The sequence below is a fragment of the Bradyrhizobium diazoefficiens genome, from assembly GCF_016616235.1.
GTDB lineage: Bacteria > Pseudomonadota > Alphaproteobacteria > Rhizobiales > Xanthobacteraceae > Bradyrhizobium > Bradyrhizobium diazoefficiens_H.
Genome location: NZ_CP067100.1, coordinates 7339693 through 7364806, shown reverse-complemented (window position 1 = coordinate 7364806; position 25114 = coordinate 7339693). Strand labels below are relative to the sequence as shown.

The 25114-nt window shown below is 64.5% G+C and carries 25 protein-coding genes; 9 read left to right on the top strand and 16 right to left on the bottom strand.

From position 1 onward, the window contains the following. Positions 1-32: 32 nt before the first annotated feature. A complete protein-coding gene (locus tag JJB99_RS34620; RefSeq protein WP_200496567.1) occupies positions 33-971 on the bottom strand; it encodes a DMT family transporter in 939 nt (312 codons plus the stop codon). A gap of 130 nt (positions 972-1101) precedes the next feature. Here JJB99_RS34620 and JJB99_RS34615 point away from each other — a divergent pair, with 130 nt between their 5' ends. Beyond that, positions 1102-1698 carry an Ada metal-binding domain-containing protein gene (locus tag JJB99_RS34615; protein ID WP_200496566.1) on the top strand — a complete coding sequence of 199 codons (597 nt, stop codon included), beginning with the start codon at positions 1102-1104 and terminating at the stop codon, positions 1696-1698. Positions 1699-1714: 16 nt separating this feature from the next. Here JJB99_RS34615 and map read toward each other — a convergent pair whose 3' ends face one another. Beyond that, on the bottom strand, positions 1715-2533 hold the full coding sequence (gene map / locus JJB99_RS34610; protein WP_130217839.1) for a type I methionyl aminopeptidase: 819 nt from the start codon (positions 2531-2533) through the stop codon (positions 1715-1717). Positions 2534-2648: 115 nt separating this feature from the next. Continuing rightward, a complete protein-coding gene (locus JJB99_RS34605; protein WP_200496565.1) occupies positions 2649-3965 on the bottom strand; it encodes a mechanosensitive ion channel family protein in 1317 nt (438 codons plus the stop codon). A gap of 214 nt (positions 3966-4179) precedes the next feature. Here JJB99_RS34605 and JJB99_RS34600 point away from each other — a divergent pair, with 214 nt between their 5' ends. Together JJB99_RS34600 and JJB99_RS34595 are read left to right on the top strand one after the other, a co-directional pair. Beyond that, positions 4180-5973: a potassium/proton antiporter gene (locus JJB99_RS34600; protein ID WP_200496564.1), complete on the top strand. Its 1794-nt coding sequence runs from the start codon at positions 4180-4182 to the stop codon at positions 5971-5973. Positions 5974-6250: 277 nt separating this feature from the next. After that, positions 6251-6511, top strand: coding sequence for a PepSY domain-containing protein (locus tag JJB99_RS34595; RefSeq protein WP_200496563.1), 261 nt, complete (start codon positions 6251-6253; stop codon positions 6509-6511). 168 nt (positions 6512-6679) lie between these two features. On the opposite strand, the gene modC is transcribed toward JJB99_RS34595, so the two are convergent. The 8 genes from modC to JJB99_RS34555 all read right to left on the bottom strand — a co-directional run bounded on the left by modC (position 6680) and on the right by JJB99_RS34555 (position 12776). Continuing rightward, entirely contained in the window at positions 6680-7342 is a 663-nt protein-coding gene (modC, locus tag JJB99_RS34590) for a molybdenum ABC transporter ATP-binding protein (protein WP_200496562.1), read from the bottom strand. Between the two features lie 2 nt (positions 7343-7344). Then, a complete protein-coding gene (modB, locus tag JJB99_RS34585; protein WP_200496561.1) occupies positions 7345-8040 on the bottom strand; it encodes a molybdate ABC transporter permease subunit in 696 nt (231 codons plus the stop codon). Positions 8041-8051: 11 nt separating this feature from the next. Further along, complete coding sequence (modA, locus tag JJB99_RS34580; protein ID WP_200496560.1) at positions 8052-8834, bottom strand: molybdate ABC transporter substrate-binding protein; 783 nt, start codon at positions 8832-8834, stop codon at positions 8052-8054. A gap of 193 nt (positions 8835-9027) precedes the next feature. Further along, the gene (locus JJB99_RS34575) at positions 9028-9528 is read right to left on the bottom strand and encodes a hypothetical protein (protein ID WP_200496559.1); all 501 of its coding nucleotides are present in this window, start codon (positions 9526-9528) and stop codon (positions 9028-9030) included. Between the two features lies 1 nt (position 9529). After that, positions 9530-9739, bottom strand: a complete 210-nt coding sequence (locus JJB99_RS34570) for a TOBE domain-containing protein (RefSeq protein ID WP_200496558.1) — start codon at positions 9737-9739, stop codon at positions 9530-9532. A gap of 164 nt (positions 9740-9903) precedes the next feature. Next, a complete protein-coding gene (gene mepA, locus JJB99_RS34565; protein ID WP_200496557.1) occupies positions 9904-10848 on the bottom strand; it encodes a penicillin-insensitive murein endopeptidase in 945 nt (314 codons plus the stop codon). A 184-nt stretch (positions 10849-11032) separates the two neighbouring features. Beyond that, entirely contained in the window at positions 11033-12184 is a 1152-nt protein-coding gene (locus JJB99_RS34560; RefSeq protein WP_200496556.1) for an acyl-CoA dehydrogenase family protein, read from the bottom strand. Positions 12185-12311: 127 nt separating this feature from the next. Further along, on the bottom strand, positions 12312-12776 hold the full coding sequence (locus JJB99_RS34555) for a GNAT family N-acetyltransferase (protein WP_200496555.1): 465 nt from the start codon (positions 12774-12776) through the stop codon (positions 12312-12314). An 88-nt stretch (positions 12777-12864) separates the two neighbouring features. On the opposite strand from JJB99_RS34555, the gene JJB99_RS34550 reads away from it, so the two are divergent. Continuing rightward, a complete protein-coding gene (locus JJB99_RS34550; RefSeq protein WP_200496554.1) occupies positions 12865-14484 on the top strand; it encodes an amidase family protein in 1620 nt (539 codons plus the stop codon). Positions 14485-14528: 44 nt separating this feature from the next. Here the strand turns inward: JJB99_RS34550 and JJB99_RS34545 are convergent, their stop codons facing one another. Further along, entirely contained in the window at positions 14529-14855 is a 327-nt protein-coding gene (locus JJB99_RS34545) for a hypothetical protein (protein ID WP_200496553.1), read from the bottom strand. A gap of 287 nt (positions 14856-15142) precedes the next feature. Here JJB99_RS34545 and JJB99_RS34540 point away from each other — a divergent pair, with 287 nt between their 5' ends. Continuing rightward, complete coding sequence (locus JJB99_RS34540; RefSeq protein ID WP_200496552.1) at positions 15143-15667, top strand: hypothetical protein; 525 nt, start codon at positions 15143-15145, stop codon at positions 15665-15667. Here JJB99_RS34540 and JJB99_RS36620 read toward each other — a convergent pair. Further along, positions 15664-15873: a GDCCVxC domain-containing (seleno)protein gene (locus JJB99_RS36620; RefSeq protein ID WP_246775099.1), complete on the bottom strand. Its 210-nt coding sequence runs from the start codon at positions 15871-15873 to the stop codon at positions 15664-15666. The genes JJB99_RS34540 and JJB99_RS36620 overlap by 4 nt on opposite strands. A 202-nt stretch (positions 15874-16075) precedes the next feature. On the opposite strand from JJB99_RS36620, the gene JJB99_RS34535 reads away from it, so the two are divergent. Together JJB99_RS34535 and JJB99_RS34530 are read left to right on the top strand one after the other, a co-directional pair. Beyond that, positions 16076-16492 (top strand): SRPBCC family protein, encoded by a 417-nt coding sequence (locus JJB99_RS34535; protein ID WP_200496551.1) that lies wholly within the window; start codon positions 16076-16078, stop codon positions 16490-16492. Positions 16493-16573: 81 nt separating this feature from the next. Further along, entirely contained in the window at positions 16574-17263 is a 690-nt protein-coding gene (locus JJB99_RS34530; protein WP_200496550.1) for an aspartate/glutamate racemase family protein, read from the top strand. 79 nt (positions 17264-17342) lie between these two features. Here the strand turns inward: JJB99_RS34530 and JJB99_RS34525 are convergent, their stop codons facing one another. Further along, the gene (locus JJB99_RS34525; protein ID WP_200496549.1) at positions 17343-19076 is read right to left on the bottom strand and encodes an adenylate/guanylate cyclase domain-containing protein; all 1734 of its coding nucleotides are present in this window, start codon (positions 19074-19076) and stop codon (positions 17343-17345) included. A gap of 442 nt (positions 19077-19518) precedes the next feature. Here JJB99_RS34525 and JJB99_RS34520 point away from each other — a divergent pair, with 442 nt between their 5' ends. Further along, positions 19519-19965 (top strand): methyltransferase family protein, encoded by a 447-nt coding sequence (locus JJB99_RS34520; RefSeq protein WP_200496548.1) that lies wholly within the window; start codon positions 19519-19521, stop codon positions 19963-19965. Positions 19966-20129: 164 nt separating this feature from the next. On the opposite strand, the gene JJB99_RS34515 is transcribed toward JJB99_RS34520, so the two are convergent. Next, positions 20130-21131 carry a transglycosylase SLT domain-containing protein gene (locus JJB99_RS34515; protein WP_246775098.1) on the bottom strand — a complete coding sequence of 334 codons (1002 nt, stop codon included), beginning with the start codon at positions 21129-21131 and terminating at the stop codon, positions 20130-20132. Between the two features lie 506 nt (positions 21132-21637). On the opposite strand from JJB99_RS34515, the gene JJB99_RS34510 reads away from it, so the two are divergent. Then, positions 21638-22891 carry a hypothetical protein gene (locus JJB99_RS34510; protein ID WP_200496546.1) on the top strand — a complete coding sequence of 418 codons (1254 nt, stop codon included), beginning with the start codon at positions 21638-21640 and terminating at the stop codon, positions 22889-22891. A gap of 334 nt (positions 22892-23225) precedes the next feature. Here JJB99_RS34510 and lepA read toward each other — a convergent pair whose 3' ends face one another. Further along, entirely contained in the window at positions 23226-25037 is a 1812-nt protein-coding gene (gene lepA, locus JJB99_RS34505; RefSeq protein WP_200496545.1) for a translation elongation factor 4, read from the bottom strand. Between the last annotated feature and the right edge of the window lie 77 nt (positions 25038-25114).

The following is a 25114-nucleotide window of genomic DNA, read 5'->3' as shown; positions in this document are numbered from 1 at the left end:
CTGCTCGTACGAAAAGCGGAAACGTGCGCTGATCAGCCGGTCTGCTTTTCGCCATGCCGCCTGGATGGCGATGCCGTGACCGCAATCACTCCGGCGAGAATCAGCGCCATTCCGGCAAGGACCGACCAGGTGAAGCGCTCGCCAAGCAGCGCGGTGCCGAGCGCCACTGCAAGGCCTGCGCGCAGGTAGCTTCCGCTGGTGGTCCCGAGCGGGCCCAGCGTTCGGATCAGGCGGAAGTAGATCACCATGGCAAGCGCAGTGCAGACGACCGCGAGGCCGATGACCGCCGCGAGGGCCTGCGCCGTCGGCGCCAGCGTCCAGGGATGCTCGAGGACGGTGGCCGCGGGCAGCATCAGGATGGCGGCGCAGCTCATCGCCCCAGCCGCCGTAACGATGGCGGGAAGGCAGGAGAACCGCTGTCCCCAGATCGGCGCGAGCGCATAGCAGAGACTTGCGCCGAGCACGGCCGCCTGCGCCAGCGGCGCGGCTTCTAAGCCCTGGCGTGCATCGAAGCCGATGGTCAGGATAACCCCGGCCAGACCGAGCCCGACGCCGAGGATTTTCTGGCCATCGATCGTTCGGCGCCCGCGCACCGTCATCATGGCGATCACGAGCACGAAGATCGGCGGGGTCGCGTTGAGCACGCCGGCCAGACCGCTTGCGATATGCGTCTCGCCCCAGCTGATGAGCGTGAAGGGCAACGCGCTTTGCAGCAGCCCCTGCACGAGAAAGGCCAGCCAAACCGAAATTCTGCGTGGAAGGGAATGCCCTTGCGCGGTCGCGATGCAGATCAGGAGAATTGCTGCGATCGTGACCCGCGCGGCAACCATCGTGAAGGGCGGTATCGTCGCGAGCGCCACCTTGATCAGCGTGAACGAGCTGCCCCAGATCAGCGAGAGCAGCAGCAACAGTCCGATCTCCAATGCGAGATCGGTCGGTCCTGGCTTTGCCTGTGCTGCCTGTGTGCTCATGCGATTTGCTCCGAAGCGATCGGCATGATGATCCGGAGCGGCCGGACAGGCTGGCTGAATTCGGACCTCATCGTCCGACGGAGTCCGATTTCGGCTACTCGATGTGCCCAGTGGATACTATTCTTGCCTCATGGCGACAGGCTCGGCGCATCGGCAGACGCTGCCACCGCATCTCGACTGGGAGACCTGCGACCGGGCGCGCCTCGCGCGGGCCCGCGCCTTCGACGGCCTGTTTTTCTCCGGCGTGCGCTCGACGCGCATCTACTGCCGGCCGGTCTGCCCGGTCCGTCCCGCCCGTTCCGAGAACGTCACCTTCTACGCGACAGCAGCTGCCGCCGAGCGGGCCGGTTTTCGCCCGTGCCTGCGCTGCCGGCCGGAAACGGCACCGGGCTCACCGGCCTGGATGGGTACAGCGAGCACCGTCGCGCGCGGGATGCGCCTGATCAATGACGGCTTTCTGGATCGAGCGTCCGTGGGGGAGCTTGCCGAAACCCTGGGTGTCGGGGCGCGCCACCTGCTGCGCCTGTTCATGCGCCACGCCGGCGCGAGCCCGAGCGAGATTGCCGCAACGCGCCGCGTGCAGGAAGCCAAGCGGTTGATCGACCAGACCGATATGACGCTGGCGGAAATTGCGTTTGCGGCAGGCTTCGGCAGCGTTCGCAGATTCAACGACGCTTTTGCCGCGACTTACCGGCGGCCACCGTCGTCATTCAGGCGCCGCGGGTAAGGCGGCCGGCCGCCAATCAGCCGATCTGCTTCTCGCCGTGCCGTTCCGACAGCGTAAAGATCTCGACGCCCGTTGCCGTCACGCCGACCGAGTGCTCGAACTGCGCGGACAGCGAGCGGTCGCGGGTCACCGCGGTCCAGCCGTCGGACAGGATCTTCACATGCGGCTTGCCGAGATTGATCATCGGCTCGATGGTGAAGAACATGCCGGGCTTGAGCTGCACGCCTTCGCCGGGCCGGCCGATATGGATGATGTTCGGCTCGTCGTGGAACATGCGCCCGAGGCCGTGGCCGCAGAAATCGCGCACCACGCTCATGCCCTGCGGCTCGACGAAGCTCTGGATGGCGTGGCCGATGTCGCCGGTGGTGGCGCCGGGTTTTACGGCGGCGATGCCGCGCATCATCGCTTCATAAGTCACCTCGATCAGCCGCTCCGCCTTGCGGGCGATCGGACCGACCGCATACATCCGGCTGGAATCGCCATACCAGCCGTCGACGATGAAGGTGACGTCGATATTGACGATGTCGCCTTCCTTCAGCGGACGGTCGCCGGGCATGCCGTGGCAAACCACATGGTTGAGCGACGTGCACGTCGAGTAGCGGTAGCCGCGATACATCAGCGTCGCCGGATAGGCATTGTTGCTGAAGGCGAAATCACGCACGAACTCGTCGATGCGCGAGGTCGGCACGCCCGGCCCGACGATGTCGGTGAGCTCGTCGAGGCACTTCGCCACCAGCGCACCCGCCTTGCGCATGCCGGCAAAGGCGCTCGGCCCATGCAGCTTGATCTGTCCGGTCTTGCGCAGGGAGGTATCGGTGGCTTCGACGTAGCTCATGCGGATCTGGTCTTTGCGGGCTCGATGCGGCGGAAGGGCTTGATTTCACACCCTAATCTAATGATCGCGGGCATCCATGCAAGCCGAGCTTGCCATCCTGCGCCCGAAACCGGGCCTAATTCGGGACTTCCACGGTGGTTTCCACCGGCAGGGCGCCGCCGCGGACCCGGATTTCGCGGACGGGGTAGGGAACCCGGATGCCCTCGCGCTTGAAGGCGTCCCACAGTGCCAGCATCACGTCGCTCTTGACGTTGTCCATGCCGTCGGGATCCGCGATCCAGAAGGTCAGCGAGAACTTCATCCCGGCCTCGGCGAACTCGGTCAAGATGCTGTTCGGCGGCTTGCCCTTCTGCGCGCGGGGATGGGCGGCGGCGGTCTCGGCGGCGAGCTTGCAGACCAGCTTAGGGTCGGCGTCGTAATTGGTGCCGAAGGCGATCTTCACCAGCGTGTTCTTGTCGGTGTAGGTCCAGTTGACGACCTTCTGCGTCACGAGGTCCTCGTTCGGCACCAGGAATTCGCGGCCGTCGCCGGCGGCCACCGAAATATAGCGCGTCTTCATCGCGCTGATCCGCCCGGTGTTGTCGCCGATGGTGACGAGGTCGCCCGGCTTCACCGACTTGTCGGCGAGCAGGATGATGCCCGAAATGAAATTGGCGACGATCTTCTGCAGGCCGATACCGATGCCGACGCCGACTGCGCCGGAGAACACCGCGAGCGCCGACAGGTCGATGCCGACCGCGCCGAGCGCGATCACGATCGCGACCGCAAGCAGCCCGATGCGGATGATCTTGACCAGCAGCACCTGCACCGACGGCGTCAGGTCGGTGGTCGAATTGATCCGGCTCTCGGCGAAATTGCTGGCGATGTTGGTGGCCCACAGCGCGATCAGCAGCAGCGCGCCGGCCTTGATCACCAAGAGCGGCGTCAGCCTGAGGCCGCCGAGTACGATCGCGAAAGAGTCGAGCAGCTCGACCGTCGTGTCGAGCTGGCCGATGATCGACAATGCAGCGACGAACCACGCGGCGATCGACACCAGCTTGACGATGAAGGCGTTGCGCAGCACCGAGGTCACGAGCCGGATCGCGAGCCACGCCAGCCCCAGCTTGGCGGCGACCATCAACAGATAGCTGCGGCTCGGCCAGGTCGCGTGGTACATCACGAAACGACAGACGATCACGAGCACGGTGAACGCCGCAGTCGAGGCGCTGGACACCATCACGCGGGCGAAGTGCCGGAGCGGCAGCGGCCAGCGCATCGTCATTGAGGTCATGTCGATGCGGCTGCGAATGCCGGCCTCGGCGGCATAGGCGATTCCGGCCGCGGCCAGGATCAGGCCGAATTGCAGGTAGAACCAGGGTGAGGAGATTTCCGCCCCGACGCTGCGCGCAGTGGTCTGCGCGAACTCGATGAAGTCCTTGAGGTCCATGTCCATCGGGAGGTCTCGCCGGGAAGCAGTCGGGAGGAATTGATTCGAGGGCGCCGCAGAATCCCACAAAGGGCGCGGCCGGACCATCGATACACCGCCGAGTGAAGCGCGTTAAGGCCGTAAAATACGGGCAGATCGCCGCGAGCGGAAGAAAATCGGTTGGCGACTGAGTTCGTCGACGATAAGGATGCAATTCCAGCGTTCTTTGCCCGGAAGGTGGATGGCTTCCCTCGACTCTGTCAGCCTCGCCATATTGCTCGGCGCCGTCCTCGTCATGGCCGGCATCCTGTCGAGCCTGCTCGCGCTGCGCTTCGGCGCGCCGTTGCTGCTCGTCTTCCTCGTCATCGGCATGCTCGCCGGCGATTCCGGCCCCGGGCAGCTCCAGTTCGACGACGTCCGCACCACCTATCTGGTCGGCTCGGTGGCGCTCGCCTTGATCCTGTTCGACGGCGGCCTGCGCACCCGCTTTGCCAGCATCCGCACCGTGCTCGCGCCGTCCGTCGTGCTCGCGACCGTCGGCGTGCTGCTGACCGCGCTGGTCACGGCGCCGTTCGCGAAATTCGCGCTCGATCTCAACTGGGTGGAAGCGCTGCTGGTCGGCGCCGTGGTCGCCTCGACCGATGCCGCCGCAGTGTTCCTGCTGGTGCACACCCAGGGCCTGCGCCTGCGCCCGCGCGTCGGCGCGACGCTGGAAGCGGAATCCGGCACCAACGATCCGTTCGCGATCTTCCTCACGCTGATGCTGGTGGAGTACATCTCGCTCGGATCGAGCTCGCCCGGCCATGTGCTGATGGAGTTCGTGCAGGAAGCGGTGCTCGGCGCCGTCGTCGGCGTCATCGGCGGGCGCCTCGTCGTCATCGCGCTCAATCAGGTGGCGCTGCCGCAGGGCCTGCATGCGCCGTTCGTCACGACGGCAGCGCTCGTCATCTTCGGCGGCTCGCAGATCATGCACGCCTCGGGCTTCCTCGCGGTCTATCTCGCCGGCATCATCATCGGCAACCGGCCGACCCGCGCGCATAATTCGGTGGTGACCTTCCTGGACGCCGCGACCTGGCTGGCGCAGATCGTGATGTTCGTGCTGCTCGGCCTGTTGGTGTCGCCGAGCCGGCTCGGCTCCAGCGTGTTGCCGGCGATCGCGGTCGCGCTGGTCCTGATGCTGGTGGCGCGCCCGCTCGCGGTGTTCGTGTGCCTCGCGCCATTCCGCTTCAACTGGCGCGAAAAGATCTTCATCGCCTGGACCGGCCTGCGCGGCGCGGTCGCGATCTTCCTGGCCTCGATCCCGATGCTGGTCGGGCTGTCGAAAGCCTATCTTTATTTCGACGTCGCCTTCGTCGTCGTCATCATCTCGCTGCTGCTGCAAGGCTGGACGCTGGCGCCGGCCGCGCGCAAGCTGCACGTCGCGCTGCCGCGCGCCGAACGCGGCCCGCGCCGCGTCGAGCTCGATCTGCCCGGCCAGCTCGAGCAGCAGCTCGTCGGCTATCCGGTGCGGCCCAAGAGCCTGTATTTCCGCCGCGGCCTGATCCCGTCCTGGTCCAAGCCGACGCTGGTGATCCGCAACGAGAACATTTTGACGCCTGTGGAGGCCGATCCGATCGCGCCCGGCGACTACATCTATCTGCTGGCGCCGCCGGAGAAGGCCGAAGCGCTCGATCGCTTCTTCGTCGACATGCAGCCGAGCACGGCCCCCGATCCGCATCTGCTCGGCGACTTCATGGTCTCAGGCGAGCACACACTGGCCGAACTCGCCGAGATCTACGGCGTGAAGATCAGTGAGGACGAGGGCAAGCTGACGCTGGCCGACTATTTCGACGTCCATCTCGACCGTGCGCCGAAAGAGGGCGCCGAACTGCCGCTGGACGAGATCGTGCTGGTCGCGCGCAGCATCTCCGGCGGCCGCGTCAATGTCGTCGGCCTCCGCCTGCCCGAAGAAGACGAGCCGCCCGCGCCGCTGACGCGCAGCCAGGCGCTGCGGCGCAAGCTTTCGGATGTGTGGACGTCGGTGGCGGGGGTCTGACGCTGCCGTAAGGTGGGCAAAGGCGCGCTCTTGGCGCGCCGTGCCGACGTCATTTCTATTGGTGGGCACGGCGCAAGGGCGCCTTTGCTCACCCGAAGGTTCGTCGTGAGAATACAATCTCGTCGCTTTCGCCGCGACGACATTGTCAGACAACCGCCACCAAATCGCCGCAACCGCCGCAGATTTGCGCGGCTTCGTGACTTTTCGACCCGGAACACCCTGCCGCGTTGCTCGTTCTAGCCGCGTAACGGTCAACGCATCTGACAGGAGCAGTTCCATGCGAAGTTTCATCTTGCCGGCCGTCCTTGCCATCGGCCTCGGGTCGGCGGCGCCGGCGATGGCCTATGACACCGGCGATCAGATCTCGATGCAGGTCGCGCTCGACGTCGCCACCGATCTTGGTGTCACCACGGTCTCGCACACGAACTTCCTCGGCGATGAATGGGAAGTCGACGGCCGCGATCGTGCGGGCCGCTGGATGGAAGTCTATGTCGACGCCCGTACCGGCGAGGTCCGCAACGTCGAGCGCGGCTGGTAGACACAATGCACTCTGTCATTGCCCGCGAAAGCGGGCAATCCAGTATTCCAGAGACGGTGCGTGGATACGGAGAGGCTGCGGCGTGCTGGAGGCCCCGTCAAGCCGGGGCATGACTGCGGTGGTTGACGTAAGGGCGGGGCGATTCGAACCAGCACACTTACTTCGCGGCTACGTCAGCACCTTGACGCCGCCGAACGAGGTCACGCGGCCCTGCTTCAGCATCACGATCTGCGTCGCGAGCTGGCGCAGCTCGGCGGCGTCATGGCTGACATAGACCATCGGCACGTTGGCCTCATCGCGCAACCGCACCAGATAGGGCAGGATCTCGAGCTTGCGGCCCTCGTCGAGCGCACCGAGCGGCTCGTCGAGCAGCAAGAGGCGCGGCTTTGACAGCAGCGCACGGCCGAGCGCCACGCGCTGACGCTCGCCGCCGGAGAGTTTTCCGGGGCGGCGATCCAGAAGAGTGCCGATGTCGAGCAGGTCGATGATGCGCGTTCGCTGGGCCGGATCGGGCGCGAGGCCGTTCATCCGCCGTCCATAGTCGAGATTTTGCCCGACGCTCAGATGCGGAAACAGCCGCGCATCCTGGAACACATAGCCGATGCGGCGGCGATAAGTTGGAACGTGGATACCCGCTGCGGTATCGTCGACGGTCTCGCCATCGATCACGATGGTGCCGCGGTCGGGCCGCAGCAGCCCAGCGATCATGTTGACCAGCGAGCTCTTGCCGGCGCCGGAGGCGCCGAACAGGCCGATGACGCGGCCCTCGCCGGTGAAGGACGCGGACAGCGAGAACTCGCCGAGCTTCTTCTCGATGTCGACCCGCAGCATCGTCAGTTCCCGTGCAGGCGCTGCGTGGCGCGGCGCGCGAACCATTCGGCGGCGATCAGCGCGCCGATCGCCAGCACGATCGAGACAACGACCAGCCGGCCCGCGGCGGTGTCGCCGTCGGGCGTCTGGATCAGCGAATAGATCGCGGACGAAATCGTCTGGGTCTCGCCGGGGATGTTGGAGACGAAGGTGATGGTTGCGCCGAACTCGCCGATCGCCTTGGCAAAGCCCAGCACCATGCCGGCGAGCACGCCGGGCAGCGCCAGCGGCAGCGTCACCGTGAAGAACACTTTCCACGGCGCGGCGCCCAGCGTCTCGGCGGCCTGCTCGAGCCTGCGGTCGATCGCCTCGATCGACAGCCGCATCGGGCGCACCAGCAGCGGAAACGACATCACGCCGCAGGCGAGCGCCGCGCCGGTCCAGCGGAACGCGAACACGATGCCGAGATGATCGGCGAGGAAGCCGCCGACGAGGCCGCGGCGGCCGAAGGTCAGAAGCAGCAGATAGCCCGTGACGACCGGCGGCAGCACCAGGGGCAGATGCACCAGCGCATCCAGAAATGACTTGCCCCAGAAATCACGCCGCGCGAGCAGCCAGGCCAGCGCAATGCCGAACGGCGTTGCGACCAGCGTGGCAATGATGGCGACCCTGAGCGAGAGCAGGATCGCCGTCCATTCGGCGGGCGAGATGTCGAGCACGGTGGCAGGAATTAAGTCGTCGGGCTGACCAGGAATTTGAATCCGTATTTTTCCAGAATGGTCTTGGCCGCCGACGAACGCAGGAGGGCGAGATAGTCGTTGGTCCCGCCCTTCGCCGTCGTGGTCGCAGCGACGGGATAGATGATCGCCGGATGCGAATCCGCCGGGAAGGTCCCGACGATCTTCACGCCGGGCTCGACCCTGGCGTCGGTGGAATAGACGATGCCGAGCGCGGCCTCGCCGCGGGCGACCAGCGTCAGCGCGGCGCGCACGCTCTCGGCCATCGCGAATTTCGGCTCGGCGGCCTGCCAGGCGCCCAGGCTCGTCAGCGCCGCCTTGGCATACTTCCCGACCGGAACGGACTTGACGTCGCCGGTCGCGATCCTGCCGTCGCCGGCGAGCTTGGCGAGGTCAAAACCCTGCGCGATGATGACGTTGTCGATCTTGGAATCCTTCGGCGCGATCAGCACGATGCTGTTGCCGAGCAGATTGACTCTGGAAAGCTCGTTGATCGTCTTCTTGGAAGCGGCGTAGTCCATCCAGTCGGTATCGGCCGAGACGAACACATCGGCCGGCGCGCCCTGCTCGATCTGCTTGGCGAGAACCGAGCTTGCCGCGTAACTCGCGGTGATCTTGACGCCGGTCTTGGCGGTGTAGGCGGCGTCGACCTCGTCGAGCGCGTTCTTCATCGACGCCGCGGCGAACACGGTGATGGTCTTGTCCTCGGCGCTGGCGGGCGAGAAGGCTGCAAGCAAGGCGATGAAGGCGGAAAAAAGCACGGAAAGTCGGGTCATCGGAAGCGCTCCATGCGCGCATGCAGGCGCGCGCCAAAGGCGCACCCAGAACGGCGTTGGTTGAGGTCAGGCGGCGACGGCCGGAAGCGCTGTTCCGGGCAGCCCGACGGACTTACGGTCCCTCGGAATATCGCCGGGCGCGAGCATAACAGGCTGGCGGAACAGGTCAAAGGCGAGCTTTGGTCAGGCCGACCTACTCGCTCGGTAGGATCGCGATCGCCAGCGAATTGTCCTTGGCGTCGCTGACCTGGAGCACGAAAGGCTGCGCCGACAGCTCGTACTTCATGGTCTTGCGGATGCCGTCGCAATCGGTGGCGCCGCTGAAGGCGACGGGCTTGAGGAAATGCCCGTCCTGGACCACGTCGACCCAGGTGCCGGCCGAGAGGCTGATGGTGTAGAGCCCGGCCTTTGCCGCCTTGATGCGCGTGAAGCCGGCAAAGGTGCCGTCCTTCGGCGCCCGCTGCGGCGGCGTTGGCAGCTTTGCCTCCCGAGGCGCGACCAGCTCCAGCGTGATGGCCGATGACGGCAGTGCTGCCTGCTCGGCACCCGATACGAGCCTGGCGCGATCCGGCGCAGTCAGCGCGGCACGCTCGCGCTCGATCGGCCATTTGAACTTGTCGCAGCCGCTCGGCTCTTCGGCAGCGAAGCTCGGAGCGGCACCGAGCAGCAGGAATACGAGCAGAGACTTGCGCATCTCAGTCCACCGCGATCATGACGTCGGACGCCTTGATCACGACCGTGACCTCGCTCTTCGCCTTGATGCCGAGATCGTCGACCGCCTCATTGGTGATCGAGGATGTCACGATCGTGCCGTTGCCGATATCGACACGGACATGGGACGTCGTCGCGCCCTTGGTGACCTCGACGACGGTGCCCTTGATCTGGTTACGTGCACTGATGCGCATGGAGCTCTCACAATGGTGCGCGCAGCGGTACTGCCGCGCGTGCGGATGGGATTGGTGAGCGGGGGGCGGGATGCTCATCCCGGCGGAGCCGCACGCTTACGGCGGGGCGACACCCCCACTGTAGCGCATTTGGACGCCAATGGACCAGCGGGCTAACGAACTTGTTACGGCTTCGCATTGCCCGCATGCAGCACCGCTTTGCAGGCCGCGGGCATCTGCGCCAGCGTCATCGGCGGCTTCGGCTTCGGCGGCTCCGGCGGCGGCTTGGGATGCAGCACGCCTTCGCTGAACCAGTAGGCGAGATCGGACGGCTTGCAGCCCTCGTCCTCGGATTGCGACGGCTGGCCATGGCATTCGCTGGCGCCCGCCGGGCAGCGCATGCGGATGTGGAAGTGATAGTCGTGGCCCCACCACGGCCGGATCTTCGACAGCCAGGAGCGGTCGCCCTTGGCCTCGCGGCACAGCGCCTTCTTGATCGCAGCGTTGACGAAGATGCGCTGCACCGCCGGCTCTTGTGCTGCGTCGCGCAGCACCAGCACATGGCCGGGCGTGAACACTTTTGGATCGATGTCGAGCCGGTCCTCGCGCACCATCATCACCGCCGACATCTCCTCGCGCTCCTCGCGCGAGAGACGGCGGTCCGGCATCGGCGTCAGCCAGATGTCGGCGTCTAACCCGATCTGGTGGCTGGCATGGCCCGATAGCGCCGGCCCGCCGCGCGGCTGGCCGATGTCGCCGACCAGGATGCCCGGCCAGCCGGCGTCTTTGTGCGCCTTGGCCGCCAGGCGCTTGATCAGCGCGATCATGTCAGGGTGGCCGTAATTGCGGTTGCGCGACAGCCGCATCACCTGCCAATTGTCGCCGTTGAGCGGCATCTGCATGGCGCCGCCGATGCAGCCCTTGGTGTAGGAGCCGATGACACGCGCCGGGCCGGCCGAGGGCAGCAGCTTGCGCGCGAACAGCTCCTTGGCGCCGAGCTTGGGATCGTTGGGATTGGCGAGCGGCGGCAGCGGCGTCGGGTTGACACTGCCTTTGTCCTGGGCCAGCGCGCCGCCGGCGGCCAGCAACGTCACGACAAGCAGGAGAGGGGGGAAGCGGCGGAGACTCATGCTGGTCACCTTATAGCCCAACGCCGCGTCAGGGTTAAGAATGAGGCTTTGTCACGAGGGCGTCTTGCGGCGTCTTTAACAGGTGTCACGGACTGGCGACCCCATGCCTGCGAGGCAGAGGGCCTTTCATCATGACATTTTTCATGTACCGCGAGCGGGGAGGGGAGCGGCTTTGCCGCTGCCGTCACTCTCCCGTCAAAATCGCCTTGCCCACATCCTCAAAATGCGTATCTCGCGCCTGGATCTGCTGCGTGATCGCGTGCATGTCGCGGAAGCGGCGCTCGAACGGATTGCTGCGGAACACGGCCGTGGCGCCGGCCATGTGATAGGCGGTGCCGACCACCTTGGCCGATCGCTGGATGGTCCAGGTTGCGGCGAGGCGGACCGCGCTGCGATGCGCCGCGCTGAATTCGCCGGTCGCGGAGAGGTCGCGCCACATCGCATTCGCCGTCGCATAGAGATAGGCGCGCGCGGCGCGCAGGTCCGCCTCGGTGCGCCCGATCAGGCCTTGGACAGCCTGGTTGTCGCGCATGGCGCTCGCCGCGAGCGATTGATGCTTCGCGCGCGCCAGCGCGACGGCTGCATCCAGCGTGGCGCGCGCGACGCCAAGCGAGACCGCGGCGAAGCCCAAGCTGAATGCCGAGCCGGTGCCGATCCTGTAGAGCGGACCCTTCTCGCGCAGCGCCGACGTCACGTCGCGAAACGCGGTGAAGCGCTCGGGGACGAACAGCTCGCGCACCTCATAGGAATCCGTGCCGGTGCCGGCGAGGCCGATCGCCTGCCACACGTCGTGCAGCACCGCGCTGCCGGCCGGAAACAGCAGGGTGCGCACCTCCGGCGAGCCGTCGGCATTTTTGCGCGGCCTGCCGTCGCTGTCGACGATCCGGACATGCGCGCCGAGCCAGCTCGCTTGCCGCGAGCCCGAGGCAAAATCCCAGCGCGCACTGACGCGATAGCCGCCCTCGACGCTGCGCGCCTCATGCGCGATCGCGCCCCAGGCGAGGATGCCGGGAGCCTGGTTGAAGATCTCCTGCGCGGTGTCGTGATCGAGCCACGCCGCGATCATCGCGCAGACCGTGCACTGGCCGAGGCACCAGGCGGTGGATGCATCCGCCTTCGCGATCTCCTCCAGCATCTGCATGAAGCTGTCGATCGGGGCTTCCGCGCCGCCGAGGGTTTGCGGCAGCAGGGAGCGATAGAGCCCGTTCTCGATCAGCGCGGAGACGACCGCCGGCGTCAGCCGCCGCGTCCGCTCGATCTCGTCCGCCTCACGCGCAATCAACGGCGCGATCGCCTGCGCCCGCTCGACCAGACCACCCCCGGGAGTTGCGTTCATTGCTGCGTTTCCTCGCTCCTTCTGTCGTGAGCGGTGAATGCGCGATGGTGGTCTATTTGGCGGGGAGGATCAAGGTCGCATCCCGCCGGCCACGATCCGAAATCGAGCAGTCCATCCGGGCCACGCACTATTCGAGGGAGTTCTCGAGCCATCGCTCCATGATGATCGTGCGTTCGTCACCATAATGACTGTCGCGTACGGCATTGAAGCCCAGCCCCGCATAGAACGTCTCGGCAGTGACCGACGACGGCACGGTCAACGCGACGATGTTCCGCTCCCGTGCCGTCCGCTCGATCTCCGCCATCAGCAGCTTGCCGATCCCTCGGGCCTGAACATCCGGCGCCACGAAAACGGTGCGGACGACGCTTCCGTCGAGGCTCGCCGTTCCAATGACCCGGTCGCCAAGGGTGGCGACGAAAACGGTGCGTTGCGCGATCAGCTGCCGGACGGCGTCCGGACTGAAGCTGCGCTCGATCCTCGCTATGATCTCGTCCGTATAGTCCTTCGCATTGGTTTCGCGCAGCGCTCGCAGGATGACCGCGCTGATGTCGGCGGCGTCATCGTCGCGTGCGGGCCGGATCGTGCAGTCCATGGATCGCTCCGCAATCGGCTTGTCGCGCCATCGCACCTGATGCTACCGTTGGTAGCATATTTGCAGGATATCCTCCAAGAGGGACCTCATGACGAAGCCGCCCCGATGCGATGCTCGCCTCACTACGGCGGCCGGGCTGAAGCTCGAAGACGCCTCCATGGGCGACATCGTCGATGCACTGGCGAATGGGCATGTCACCGCCACGGCGCTGACCGAAGCCTATCTCGCGCGCATCGCGGCCTGCGACCGCAATGGGCTCAAGCTCAACGCCGTGCGTGCGCTCAACCCTGACGCACTCGCGATCGCGGGCAAGCTCGACGGCACGAGGCCATCGGCCAAACGGCCGCTGGCCGGCGTGCCGATCCTGCTGAAGGACAACATCGCCACCGGCGACAACCAGCCGACCACGGCAGGCTCGCTGGCGCTGGAGGGCGCCCGCGCAAGGGGCGACGCCACCATCGTCAAGCTGCTGCGCGACGCCGGCGCGGTGATCCTCGGCAAGGCGAACCTGACGGAGTTCGCCAACATCCTCGCGATCGACATGCCGTCGGGCTACTCGTCGCTGGGTGGCCAGGTGAAGAACCCTTACGTGCCGGCGCTGATGGACGATCGCGGCATCCCGGTCGTGGACCCCGGCGGTTCGAGCTCGGGATCGGCGGTTGCGGTCGCGGCCGGCCTGTGCGCGGCCTCGATCGGCACCGAGACCTCGGGCTCGCTGCTGCACCCGGCCAGCCGGAATGGCCTCGTCACGGTCAAGCCGACCGTCGGGCTGGTCAGCCGGGCCGGCATGGTGCCGATCGCGCACAGCCTGGACACCGCAGGGCCGATGGCGCGCACCGTGCGGGATGCGGCGATGCTTCTCAACGTGCTGGCAGCCGAGGACCCGCGCGATCCAGCGACGCAGCGGCAGAAGCGGCCGCCCGATTACACTGCGGACCTCGCACAGGACGCACTGAAGGGCGCGCGCATCGGCGTGCCGAGCGATCCCAGTGATCCGCTGAACGATCCGTACTACGGCAAATTGTCACCCGACGGCGCTAAGGTGATGACCGACGCGATCAAGGTGATGGAGGATCTCGGCGCCGTCATCGTGCGCGCCAGCATGCCGACGGCCGGCTGGATGAGCGGACCAGGCACGATCATGGCCGTGCTCAATCGCAATCCCCTGAGCGGCAACAAGGGTAATGCGGTCACGCAGCGGATCGTTTTCCTCTACGAGCTCAAGCACGATCTCAATCTCTATCTGAAGGATTGGGCGACCAACACCGAGATCAAGACCATCGCCGATATCGTCGCTTTCAACGAGGCCAACGCCGGCAGGGCGCTGCGCTTCGGCCAGGACCTGTTCCTCGCCGCCAACGACACCAAAGGCGATCTGAGCGAGCGCGAGTACAAATCGGCACGCGCCATGGACCTTCTTACCGCCACGACGCGTGGCATGGACGCCTACATGAACCAGCACGGGCTTGATGCCGTGCTGTTCCCCGGCGCGATGGGCGCCGCGACCGTCGCGAGAGCAGGCTATCCCAGCGTCATGGTGCCTGGCGGCTTCGTCTCGGGGGCCGACGGCAAGGACACACCCGACTATCCGCTCGGCGTCAGCTTCGCGGGCCGCGCCTGGAGCGAGCACAAGCTGCTGCGCCTCGCCTACGCCTTCGAGCAAGCCTCCAACAGGCGCAAGCCGCCGCCGAGGCTGCCCGTGCTTTAGGGCATAAATGAAATCAGGCCGTCCCGAGCACCATCGCAGACGCCTCAGCCGTTCGGCAGCCACCACCCGAAGATCGCAACGGCGAGGCAGGCCGCGAGGCACACGGCCTGGTGGCCCATCTCCATCCAGTACCGGACCGGCGCGGTGTCCCGCTGAAAGACCTGCCGCGACCAGTCCAGCAGCCAGATCACGAGGTCGGGGCTGAAAGCCCTGATCTTCCGCTCCTTATAGCCGTCCCGCAGCATGCGGCCGCAATCGACACAAAGACAGATCGCGATGATCCGGGCGAGGATTTCACACAGGAAGAACCGCATGCAGAGAGCCGCTTCATCGGTGTCGCGCATCGATCGGCGGGATGCACGATCGTGCATCGGTGCGACCCTGGTTTGGTGTGGCCGGCCTTGCGATCGGTTCAATCGCGGAAAGCCAGCGGCCCTGATCGCGGACGGCGATTGGTCCGCCAGCGCTGCGCCTCCATTGAACCTGTCCGGCGTCCGGAAGTACCAACGGCGCGTATGTCCCTAAAACCGCGACGAAGGAACGCGCGATGAAGGCCCTGAAAGCATCGGTCTGTGTTGCGCTCACGGCGTTCGCCCTCAGCCTGTCGCTGGGCGCGCCGTCCCATGCCGAAGAGGAAACAAGATCGATCTGAGGCCGCATGCGCGATTCGATTCTTGCCACCCCCGAACATCGTCCGGTTCGCTCCATCCTGCTCGGCGTGATCGCATTTGCCGTCATGGCGAATGCCTCGCCGGGCGCCGCCAGCGAATGGCATTACGGGTGCCGGGGCGTGCTGCCCAGCGGCGATGCGCCGGTCATCATCTTCAATCGCTCCTCGCTCGTCATGTTGCCGAAGGCGTGGGTCGGCGGATCGCTGCTTGGCTCGGTCAACGATGAGCTCCTGAGCGCGAGCTTTCGAGCCACCGACAACAATACGGGGCTTGTCCCGACCATGGTGTTCACGCGCGACGATCAGGCTGGCCAGAAGCTGACGCTGACCGAGATCTCGTCAAAGACGATTTCGGATGTTCACCGTCCGGCCGGCCGCCAACCGCGCTCCGAGCAGATCACCACCTATCGCAAGGTCTATCGGTGGGTGAGCGACAGCATCTATCAGGGGCCATACGAGATCAAAATGGATTGCGTGAACTACGAGCTCTCGGCGCCAATGCGGAGGCCTTAGCCGCAGCACGCGCTCTTGCCATTCTCCTGAATGGGCGGACACGGCACGGTGCCGTAGGAGCAAAACACGCAACAGTCGCCGGCCTTGGGCTTCAACCTGGTGCCGCATCCGTTGCAATCGTAGAAGAACGTGCACGCGTCGGTCGGCATGATCTCCGTGGCCTTGTGGCTACATGCGGGACAGGTCAGGGTCGATTGTAATTGCATGACCGGGCTTTCTGAGGAGCTTCAAGAATGGAAGATAGCAATTTTTTCATCGTTTGACACGTTGACCTGGCTGGCCATGTCGGCACGGGCCGGTCTCGATCGTCCTTGGGTAGACACGTCGCGGACGTGCTGGAGGTGGACCCGGCACACGTGACGTGATTTCGTCAATCCGAGCCGTCAAAGCCGCACTGGAGCAATACCCATGAGGATCACCGTCGAAACCAGCGTCGCCGCCCCGATCGATCAGGTCTGGCATGCCTACACGACGCCTGCCGACATCGTTTGCTGGAACGCCGCGTCCGACGACTGGCATACGACCAGGGCGGCGGTCGACCTGCGGGAGGGCGGCGTCTTCTCGTCGCGCATGGAGGCCAAGGACGGCAGCATGGGCTTCGACTTCGCCGGCACCTACACGAAAATCGTCGAACACAAGCGGATCGAATATGCGTTCGGCGACCGAAAGGCCGAAGTCGAGTTCCTGCCCGGTCCGAAGGGCGTCACGGTCCGCGTCGTCTTCGACAGCGAGCCGACGCATTCGGTCGAGCAGCAGCAAGGCGGCTGGCAGGCGATCCTCGACAATTTTGCGCGGTACGTCGAGACGAAGCAGAAGACGTCGTGAGGGTGTGCAGGGCGCGGAGCCCTGGCGACCCTCCACCTCTTCGTCTACGATCCGATCGCGCCATTTTCCGGAGACGCAGCGATGCAGACCATTGGCCTGATCGGCGGCATGAGCTGGGAGAGCACCGCGCTCTACTACAAGCTCATCAACGAGCGTGTCCGCGACCGCGTGGGCAAGCTGCATTCGGCCCCGCTGCTGATGTATTCCTACGATTTCCAGGAGATCAAGGAGATGCAGTATGCCGGCCGCTGGCAGGAGGCGGCGGCGAGTCTTGCCGACATCGCGCGGCGCCTCGAGAGCGGCGGCGCGCGCGCGATCGTGCTCTGCACCAACACGATGCACAAATTGGCGCCCGATATTGTGCCGAACCTGACCATTCCCTTCATCCACATCGGCGACGCAACGGCAGAGCGCATCCGGTCCAAAGGTTATCGGCGCGTCGGACTGCTCGGCACCAGGTTCACGATGGAGGAGGATTTTTACATCGGCCGGTTGCGCGCGCATGAGCTCGACGTCCTCATTCCTCCCGCAGACGCCCGGGCTGACGTCAACCGCATCATCTACGAGGAGCTCTGCCTCGGAATCGTCTCCGCTCCCTCACGTCGCCGCTATCAGGACGTGATGGCGGCGCTGGTCGCTTCGGGCGCCGAGTGCATCATTCTCGGCTGCACCGAGATCACGATGCTGGTCGGCGCGGACGACACGCCGGTCGAGACGTTCGACACCACGGCAATCCACGCCGAGACGGCGGCGGATTTCGCGATCGGGTGATCGCGAGGCGATCGATGGCCGTTTGCGGGAAGACGAGGCCGATCTGAAGTGCCGTCAGCGACGGCCGGATCGGTCTCGATCAGGGAGACTTCGAGGACGTCAGTTCGTCCCAGAGAGGCGCGAGAAGCGCTGCGCGGCGCCCCACCAGAAATTCGATCTCGCCCCGCGAGAGCCGCGGGCGCAGCCGACGTGCTTCGCGGAGCGCACCGCTCGCCTCTTCCGTCTTGCCAAGTCCTGCCGCGATCACCGCGAGGACCACACGAGCGACGTAGAACTGCGGATCGCGGCGGCAGGCGGCCCGGATCGCTTCGTGAGCTTCCGCGATCCGACGATCTCTCGCCAAAGCCAGGGCGTAAAAGGTCCCCCAGAATCCCAGCCGATGATCGCGGGGGCTGAGCCGCATTCCATGCTGCAATCTCTCCAGCCCGGTCACGTCCATCGTCTCGGCAAAGCATTGCGCAGTCCCGAGCGCCACCCATGCCTGCGCATTGCTGGGATCGTTCTCGATCGCCCGCTCCAACAGCTCGGTGCCTCTTTGCAGATCGCCCAGCTCGGCCAGGGCGCAGCCGGCATAGCCGAGAACCTCGGACGCATCATGCTCGATCGCCACCGCCCGTTCGGCTTCCTCGCGTGCTTCCGTCACCGCCGCAGTAGCATCGGCGGCGAGGCCCAGCCGCGCGCCCAAGGACAGGAAAAGCGCGAGCTGGGCGCGCGCGAGCGCAAAATCGGGATCCAGAACGGTCGCTTGACGCAGCAACGCGGCGCCCTGGGCCAGCGTTTCTTCGCTCCAGCCTTTCAGGCTGATCATCGCCGCGCCCTGACGGAAGCATGACCAGGCGCTCGGGTCGGCGTCGCGCCGACGCCGGATCAGGGCCACTTCAGCGCGAACCAGCTCCGGTTCGATCCGGCTGGCGATCGCGTGGACGATTTGATCCTGCAGTCCGAGAATGTTCTCCGCCTCGCCGTCGAATCGATCGGCCCAGAGCTGTGCGCCGGTGCTCGCTTCGATCAGCTGCGTGCCGACACGCAGCTGCCGGCCGGCGGGCCTCACACTGCCCTCGACGATGTAGCGGACCCCAAGCTCCCGCCCAATCTGGCGGCTGTCGACCGAGCGGCCCTGGTAGGCAAAGGCGGATTGCCGGGCAATGACGACGAAGCCCGGAATCCGCGCCAGCATCGTGATCAAATCCTCAGTCAGTGCCTCCGTCAGAAACTTGAACTCGCGCTCCTCCGAAAAGCTGGCGAACGGCAGCACGGCAATGGAGGGCTTGTCGGTGATTGCGAGCGGACGGGCCGTCTCGACCGGTAACTTCACCAGCTCCGCCGAAGACGCGTTCGCATCGATCCGGCAGCGCCATGCGCGCACCGGTTCTGCGATGTTTTTCAGGGATTGCGGTCCCATGTCCTCGAAATCGATATCGACCTTTCCGCGAATTTGCCGATGCGCATCGTCCGAGACGCAAACGCCTCCGGGCTCCGCAATCCCTTCCAGCCGGGCCGCGATGTTGACGCCGTCGCCGAAAATGTCGTCGCCGTCGATGATGATGTCGCCGATATTGATCCCGATCCGAAAGCGGATCTTCGTCTGGCATTCCGACATCGCCTGCTGCACGGCGACCGCGCATGTGACGGCATCGACCGCGCTGGCAAACTCAACCAATACGCCGTCACCCGTGGTCTTGACGATGCGGCCCCGGTGGCCGGCGATGGCTGGATCGATGGTTTCGCGGCGGTGGGCCTTCAGCGCCTCCAGCGTGCCGAGCTCGTCTTCGCCCATCAGCCGGGAGTAGCCGGCCACATCAGCGGCCAGCACTGCCGCCAGCCGTCGCTCGACACGCCCACCATTCAAAGGAATTGCTCGCCTGATCCGACCCTAAGCCCGGGATCAAATCATAGGATGATCAGCGTCACCAGCCCGAAAAACGGGTTCCCGAATGGCCTATGGTCTCCGCGAGGCCGGACGCGAACTTCGGAGCGACGCCTATTGCAGCCGTGCCAGTGCATAGGTTCACGATGGAGGAGGATTTCTATATCGACCGGTTGCGCGCATGATCTCGAGGTGCTGACACCCGGGAATTCGGCCCAAAGTGGACAAACTCTTGCGTTACCAAAGCGCGACGAGATCTGGCGGCATCGTCGTCGCGCTTTAGTTGTTGTTTGCGCATGAACTTTCCGGAAAACCGCTTCGCACGTTTCCGGATCATGCTTTGGCACTCCGCCATCGTAACCGGGCAAGCGGCACAGGTGGTTCAACCATGCTCCGGCTCCCTCCGCCGATTTGGACGTTGATCTATCTGATCTCGTGCGCGGTGCTCGGTTGGTCGCTCGGCTGGCCGGCGCTTCCGGGCTTCCCGCTTCCGCTGCTGGGAATAGCTTTGGTCGTGCTGGCGTTCATTCCGCCAGTCTGGGCTTTCGTTCTGTTCCGGCGTGAGGACACCGAGATCCAACCGACGTCGCCGACAAATCGCAAGCTGGTGACCGGCGGCCCCTACCAGTTCACGCGCAACCCGATGTATCTGGGCCTCGTGGTTCTCGCTCTCGGCATTGCGATCTGGGTCGGCGCCTGGCCGATGTTCATTGCGCCCCTCGCGGTGTTCGCGACGGCCAATTGGGTCCATATCCCGTTCGAGGAAGCCAAGATGCGCCGCCAGTTCCAAGCGGATTACGACGCCTACGTCGCGCGCGTGCGGCGCTGGGTGTAAGCAAAAGCCGGGCATCCATGATGCGAGCCATGACTTCGTCGATGGGCCAAATCCGGAAGTCACGCCGTTCGTAAGCTGGCTCCGCGGCGCGTCTGTTGTTCGACAGGTCGCAGCCCCTGCGGCCAAAGGCAATGCAAACGTGGCAGATCCCAACGACAACCGAATTACTGGTTCGCCGCCGCAGCGGCGGTCGCCACATATTTCGTGTAGAATTCGGCGACCCGGCCGCGCCACATGCCGACGAATGCCTCTGACGTCACGTTGTCGACCGATTTCCAGGTGCGCTTGAACGCCGGCAGTGCGTTGCCCCAGATCGCGCGTTTGCACCACCGCTCCCCCTTCTCCTTGCCTTCGCTGGTGGCGCACATGGATTTCCAGGCGGCGCGCGCGGGCTGGCTGATGTGCTCGGCGGCGCCTTCCCAGCCCTGCTGATGGATCAGGTAAAGATCGCTCATGTCAGGCGTCCGGTGCGTGATCCACCCGAACTGGACGCCTTCGCTCATGATCTTGTAGGCGGCGGCAACGGCGTTGTCCCTGGGATTGCGAATCTGCCCGAAGCCGAACTTGCCGAACTCATATTGGCTCAGCTGAAACAGGCCGATATACGATCCGGTGCGTTGATTGGGATTGAAACCGGATTCGATCTTGGCGACCGCCATCATGAAATTGACGTCGAGACCAAACGCGTCGGAAACGCGCTTGATCTCTTCGGCCGGCGTTCCGACCGGAATGTCCTTGAACGCGCGCAAGACGGTCTCCGCCGGTTTCTCGGCGGGCGGCAGTTCGGACCAGACGTAGTAGATCAGATAGCGGAAATCCGGCGTCGACGCCGCTTTCGGAGCAGGGTTGGACGCTTCGTGTTCTGCCGGCAGCGGCTCAACGCTATCCGGTCCCAACGACGCCAATTTTGGCGCGGCGGGTTCATCGGCGATCCCGGCTCCGCTGCTGGGCGGCCCGGAACTTGCTGACGTCACCGAGTCAAGCTCTGCTCTTTCTGCCCGAAGCGCTGTCGCAAGTCTGGCGGATGCCTCGGCGTACAAGGCAGGCGGCACCATGATCGCAGGAGCCGTCATGTTCGCTGCCGCTTCGGGCATGACGTCTGGCAGCGTCGCAGCCGGTCTGTTACCGGCGGCCAGGCAAAGCCCAACGGACGCGATGACAGCCACGATGCAGCCGGTCTGCCAAACCTTCATTGCCCGAAGTTCACGGATCGCCCCTGTACCAAGGCTATGTGCATGCCCCTGCAGCTTAGGTGAGTCCCCCTTCGTAGAACCTTATGGTTTAAATGTGTTGAACAAGCGCAGATTTTCTGCCTCGCCCCTCATCGGACGTGTCCCGCTTTGGGTCGCAAGCCGCTCCTGGCGAGAGACGCTCGTGGGGTCGGCTATGGGGGCAAAAGCTGCCCTCGCCAGCCTGCACGACCTTGGTCGGCTCACCTCCCGGAAGCAGACGTCGCTCCGCTTTGAGCGCAGGTCAGCAACGGGGCCAGAAGCGGACATGCGGTCTGCGTACAGATGGCGCTTTTTTCTTCGCAAAAAGTTCAGCACATGAGTTTGCTAACGGTTCGTGAAAGCATAGCAGCAAAAGCGCACTAGTCCCCGATCACTTGCACAACCGCTGTTTGCTATAGGACTAAGGTAGCAGTCCGACGGTAATCGGCGAATAAATCGGCATGAAGACATTACCCATTTCGATCTTTGCGATCATGGTCGTTTTGCTGAGTGCAGGGCTTATGCTTTTGATCGGGCAGCAGCGACACCTCTTCGACCGGCCGAGCTTCACAAAATCAGTCGAGGTCACTAATCCTGGCCAGGATCGCGCGATCTACTATCGTTTGAAAGTCAATCTTGCCTACAACGGAGAGCCGCTTGACTTCGACATCGTGGTCGGCTGCCGTGTTCGTATTACGACCTACAAGGACAACGAGAGAACGGTAGAGGTCGGCATCGCGCCGATGGCGTATGGCCTCAAGATGAAGGATGGGCACGGGGTCGTGGTACGCCCGCCCGAGGCGTGTCGGGGGGAGACGACTGAAAACGGCAAAGTGCCTGCAGCGCTGCTTCCGCTCGTCGTGACCTACGAAAATGCCGAGGAGCCCTGGTTCGGTCTCGCCTATGCGTCCGAGGATGCCTACGCAAGCCCGATGTCTGAGCTCAAGTTCTTTGGGGCGACCATCAGCAAGGCGACGCGCGAAGAATGGGTGGAATGGCGTCGGACCCAGGCGCCGAAGAATTTCGTTACCTATGAACTCTTGGGGATCAACGAGAAGAATCGTTGGGATAAGCCGCGCTGGAAAGCCGGCTATCGAGCCATGGGGTCGATATGCGTCGGCCTTTCGCGAGTGAAATTGCCTGAGCCGGTGAGCGAAGCCATTCGCGCGTACTGGCCTGCCAGCAAGCCTGACTATTGGTACCCGAACGGAGCCGCATGGGACACGTTCTATTCTGCGGCCGACTACCATGGGGGAAAGGTGCTATTCGAGGGCAGTCCACTCCGCGAACGGTTTCCGGTGGAAGCGGAGTTTTTTCCCGGGCTTCCCCGCCACAAGCCGGGTGCGCTGATCTTTTTCAAGGAGCGCGTTGCCGGCGACGTATATCCGGCAAGCTCCGATCTGTCGATGAACCGGCTCGATGCTGCCGGGCTGCTGCCGGCTGAGATCAGGGCGAAGGCGAGGAAAAGCTACATCGACGTGAATGTGGGCTACAAGCTTAAGGGGTTCGCGTTTTGTGACGTCGTTTGGAACATCGACGGCCTGCCATCTGAGATCAATGATCCCGGCAATCTCAATGCAAACCGAATCGATGGTCAGCAAATCAACGAGGAGCTGAACCGGGTAACCGGTGACTTCGGCCATGCTTTCGAACGCGACGAATATGTCTTCTTTCGCGTGCGCCTTTCGGTAGCGAATATCTTTGGGGGCTTATAGCTATTCTGTTGGCGGCTCACACGCGTCATGTCATGTCCCCTTTCGGGTCACAAGCAGTCTTCGCGGAAAATGCTTGGCAGGTCGGCCTACAGGCCGGAAGCCGACGGCCAAGCGTCTGGATATTGCGATCAGGGACTGTCAATCAATCGGCGCAGGCGATGACGCGTCTCGATGGTCTGCGTCAGCCGCTCCGATTTTCTCATCTTACCCCTGTTTTGCCCGACGGATCAAGCGATTTTCGAAAAAATCGAAAATCTTAATACCGCCAATGCGTCGGCTACTGTGCATGGGGTTGTTTTCGAGATTTCGTCGTCGGACCGGCCTCCGATCCGCCTCAGCTGTCCACCTTCAGCGCGGCAATGAAGGCTTCCTGCGGGATGTCGACCTTGCCGAACTGTCGCATCTTCTTCTTGCCTTCCTTCTGCTTCTCCAGAAGTTTTCGTTTGCGCGTGATGTCGCCGCCGTAGCACTTTGCAGTGACGTCCTTGCGCAGCGCGCGCACCGTCTCGCGCGCGATCACCTTGCCGCCGATCGCCGCCTGGATCGGGATCTGGAACATGTGCGGCGGGATCAGCTCCTTCATCTTCTCGACCATGGCGCGGCCGCGCCCTTCGGCGCGGGTGCGGTGGACCAGCATCGAGAGCGCATCGACCGGCTCGGCGTTGACCAGGATCTGCATCTTGACGAGATCGGCCGGCTTGTAGTCGGTGAGATGATAGTCGAACGAGGCGTAGCCCTTGGAGACCGACTTCAGGCGGTCGTAGAAGTCGAACACGACTTCGTTGAGCGGCAGGTCGTATTTCACCATGGCGCGGGAGCCGACATAGGTCAACTCCTTCTGCGCGCCGCGGCGGTCCTGGCACAGCTTCAGCACGCTGCCGAGATATTCGTCCGGCGTGAGGATCGTCGCCTCGATCCAGGGCTCGTCGATCTCGGCGATCTTGACCACGTCGGGCATGTCGACGGGATTGTGGATCTCGAGCTCGGTGCCGTCGGTGAGCTTCATCTTGTAGATCACGCTCGGCGCCGTCGCGATCAGGTTGAGATCGAACTCGCGCGACAGCCGCTCCTGGATGATCTCGAGGTGCAACAGGCCGAGGAAGCCGCAGCGGAAGCCGAAGCCGAGCGCAGCCGAAGTCTCCATCTCGAAGGAGAAGCTGGCGTCGTTGAGGCGCAGCTTGCCCATGGCGGCGCGCAAGGTCTCGAAGTCATCGGCGTCGACCGGAAACAGGCCGCAGAACACAACTGGAATGGCCGGCTTGAAGCCGGGCAGCATGTCGGCGACCGGCTTCCGGTCGTCGGTGATGGTGTCGCCGACGCGGGTGTCGGCGACTTCCTTGATCGCAGCGGTGATGAAGCCGATCTCGCCGGGGCCGAGCTCGTCGACCTGTGTCATCTTCGGCGTGAAGAAGCCGACGCGCTCGACGTCGTAGGCCGCGCCCGTGCCCATCATGCGCACGCGGCTGCCCTTCTTCATGACGCCGTCGACCACGCGGATCAGCACGACGACGCCGAGATAGACGTCGTACCAGCTGTCGACCAGCAGTGCCTTCAAGGTCGCGTCGCGATCGCCCTTCGGCGGCGGCAGGCGGGTGACGATGGCTTCCAGCACGTCGGGCACGCCGAGGCCGGTCTTGGCCGAGATCATCACCGCGTCCGAGGCGTCGATGCCGATGACGTCCTCGATCTGCTGCTTGATCTTCTCGGGCTCGGCCGCGGGAAGATCGACCTTGTTCAGGACCGGGACGATCTCGTGGTTGTTATCGAGCGCCTGGTAGACGTTGGCGAGCGTCTGCGCCTCGACGCCCTGGCTGGCGTCGACCACCAACAGGGAACCCTCGCATGCCGCCAGCGACCGCGAGACTTCGTAGGCGAAGTCGACATGGCCGGGCGTGTCCATCAGATTGAAGATGTAATCCTTGCCGTCCTTGGCGCGGTAGGACAGGCGGACCGTCTGCGCCTTGATGGTGATGCCGCGCTCGCGCTCGATGTCCATGGAATCGAGCACCTGCTCCTTGCCCGCCATCTCGCGGTCGGAGAGGCCGCCGGTCATCTGGATCAGGCGGTCGGCCAGCGTCGATTTGCCATGGTCGATATGAGCGACGATGGAGAAATTGCGGATGTTGGAAATGGGGACGGTCGTCATGGGCGCGGGATACCACTCACATCCCCGTGCGGCAACCATATTGCTGTATTTTCAGGGTCTTTGTTCACGCCAAGCTG

What these genes read in the sequence shown, in the direction of transcription:
- JJB99_RS34620 (WP_200496567.1), bottom strand. Translation starts at nt 971, where the DNA reads ATGAGCACACAGGCAGCACAGGCAAAGCCAGGACCGACCGATCTCGCA.
- JJB99_RS34615 (WP_200496566.1), top strand. Translation starts at nt 1,102, where the DNA reads ATGGCGACAGGCTCGGCGCATCGGCAGACGCTGCCACCGCATCTCGAC.
- map (WP_130217839.1), bottom strand. Translation starts at nt 2,533, where the DNA reads ATGAGCTACGTCGAAGCCACCGATACCTCCCTGCGCAAGACCGGACAG.
- JJB99_RS34605 (WP_200496565.1), bottom strand. Translation starts at nt 3,965, where the DNA reads ATGGACATGGACCTCAAGGACTTCATCGAGTTCGCGCAGACCACTGCG.
- JJB99_RS34600 (WP_200496564.1), top strand. Translation starts at nt 4,180, where the DNA reads ATGGCTTCCCTCGACTCTGTCAGCCTCGCCATATTGCTCGGCGCCGTC.
- JJB99_RS34595 (WP_200496563.1), top strand. Translation starts at nt 6,251, where the DNA reads ATGCGAAGTTTCATCTTGCCGGCCGTCCTTGCCATCGGCCTCGGGTCG.
- modC (WP_200496562.1), bottom strand. Translation starts at nt 7,342, where the DNA reads ATGCTGCGGGTCGACATCGAGAAGAAGCTCGGCGAGTTCTCGCTGTCC.
- modA (WP_200496560.1), bottom strand. Translation starts at nt 8,834, where the DNA reads ATGACCCGACTTTCCGTGCTTTTTTCCGCCTTCATCGCCTTGCTTGCA.
- JJB99_RS34575 (WP_200496559.1), bottom strand. Translation starts at nt 9,528, where the DNA reads ATGCGCAAGTCTCTGCTCGTATTCCTGCTGCTCGGTGCCGCTCCGAGC.
- JJB99_RS34570 (WP_200496558.1), bottom strand. Translation starts at nt 9,739, where the DNA reads ATGCGCATCAGTGCACGTAACCAGATCAAGGGCACCGTCGTCGAGGTC.
- mepA (WP_200496557.1), bottom strand. Translation starts at nt 10,848, where the DNA reads ATGAGTCTCCGCCGCTTCCCCCCTCTCCTGCTTGTCGTGACGTTGCTG.
- JJB99_RS34560 (WP_200496556.1), bottom strand. Translation starts at nt 12,184, where the DNA reads ATGAACGCAACTCCCGGGGGTGGTCTGGTCGAGCGGGCGCAGGCGATC.
- JJB99_RS34555 (WP_200496555.1), bottom strand. Translation starts at nt 12,776, where the DNA reads ATGGACTGCACGATCCGGCCCGCACGCGACGATGACGCCGCCGACATC.
- JJB99_RS34550 (WP_200496554.1), top strand. Translation starts at nt 12,865, where the DNA reads ATGACGAAGCCGCCCCGATGCGATGCTCGCCTCACTACGGCGGCCGGG.
- JJB99_RS34545 (WP_200496553.1), bottom strand. Translation starts at nt 14,855, where the DNA reads ATGCACGATCGTGCATCCCGCCGATCGATGCGCGACACCGATGAAGCG.
- JJB99_RS34540 (WP_200496552.1), top strand. Translation starts at nt 15,143, where the DNA reads ATGCGCGATTCGATTCTTGCCACCCCCGAACATCGTCCGGTTCGCTCC.
- JJB99_RS36620 (WP_246775099.1), bottom strand. Translation starts at nt 15,873, where the DNA reads ATGCAATTACAATCGACCCTGACCTGTCCCGCATGTAGCCACAAGGCC.
- JJB99_RS34535 (WP_200496551.1), top strand. Translation starts at nt 16,076, where the DNA reads ATGAGGATCACCGTCGAAACCAGCGTCGCCGCCCCGATCGATCAGGTC.
- JJB99_RS34530 (WP_200496550.1), top strand. Translation starts at nt 16,574, where the DNA reads ATGCAGACCATTGGCCTGATCGGCGGCATGAGCTGGGAGAGCACCGCG.
- JJB99_RS34520 (WP_200496548.1), top strand. Translation starts at nt 19,519, where the DNA reads ATGCTCCGGCTCCCTCCGCCGATTTGGACGTTGATCTATCTGATCTCG.
- JJB99_RS34510 (WP_200496546.1), top strand. Translation starts at nt 21,638, where the DNA reads ATGAAGACATTACCCATTTCGATCTTTGCGATCATGGTCGTTTTGCTG.
- lepA (WP_200496545.1), bottom strand. Translation starts at nt 25,037, where the DNA reads ATGACGACCGTCCCCATTTCCAACATCCGCAATTTCTCCATCGTCGCT.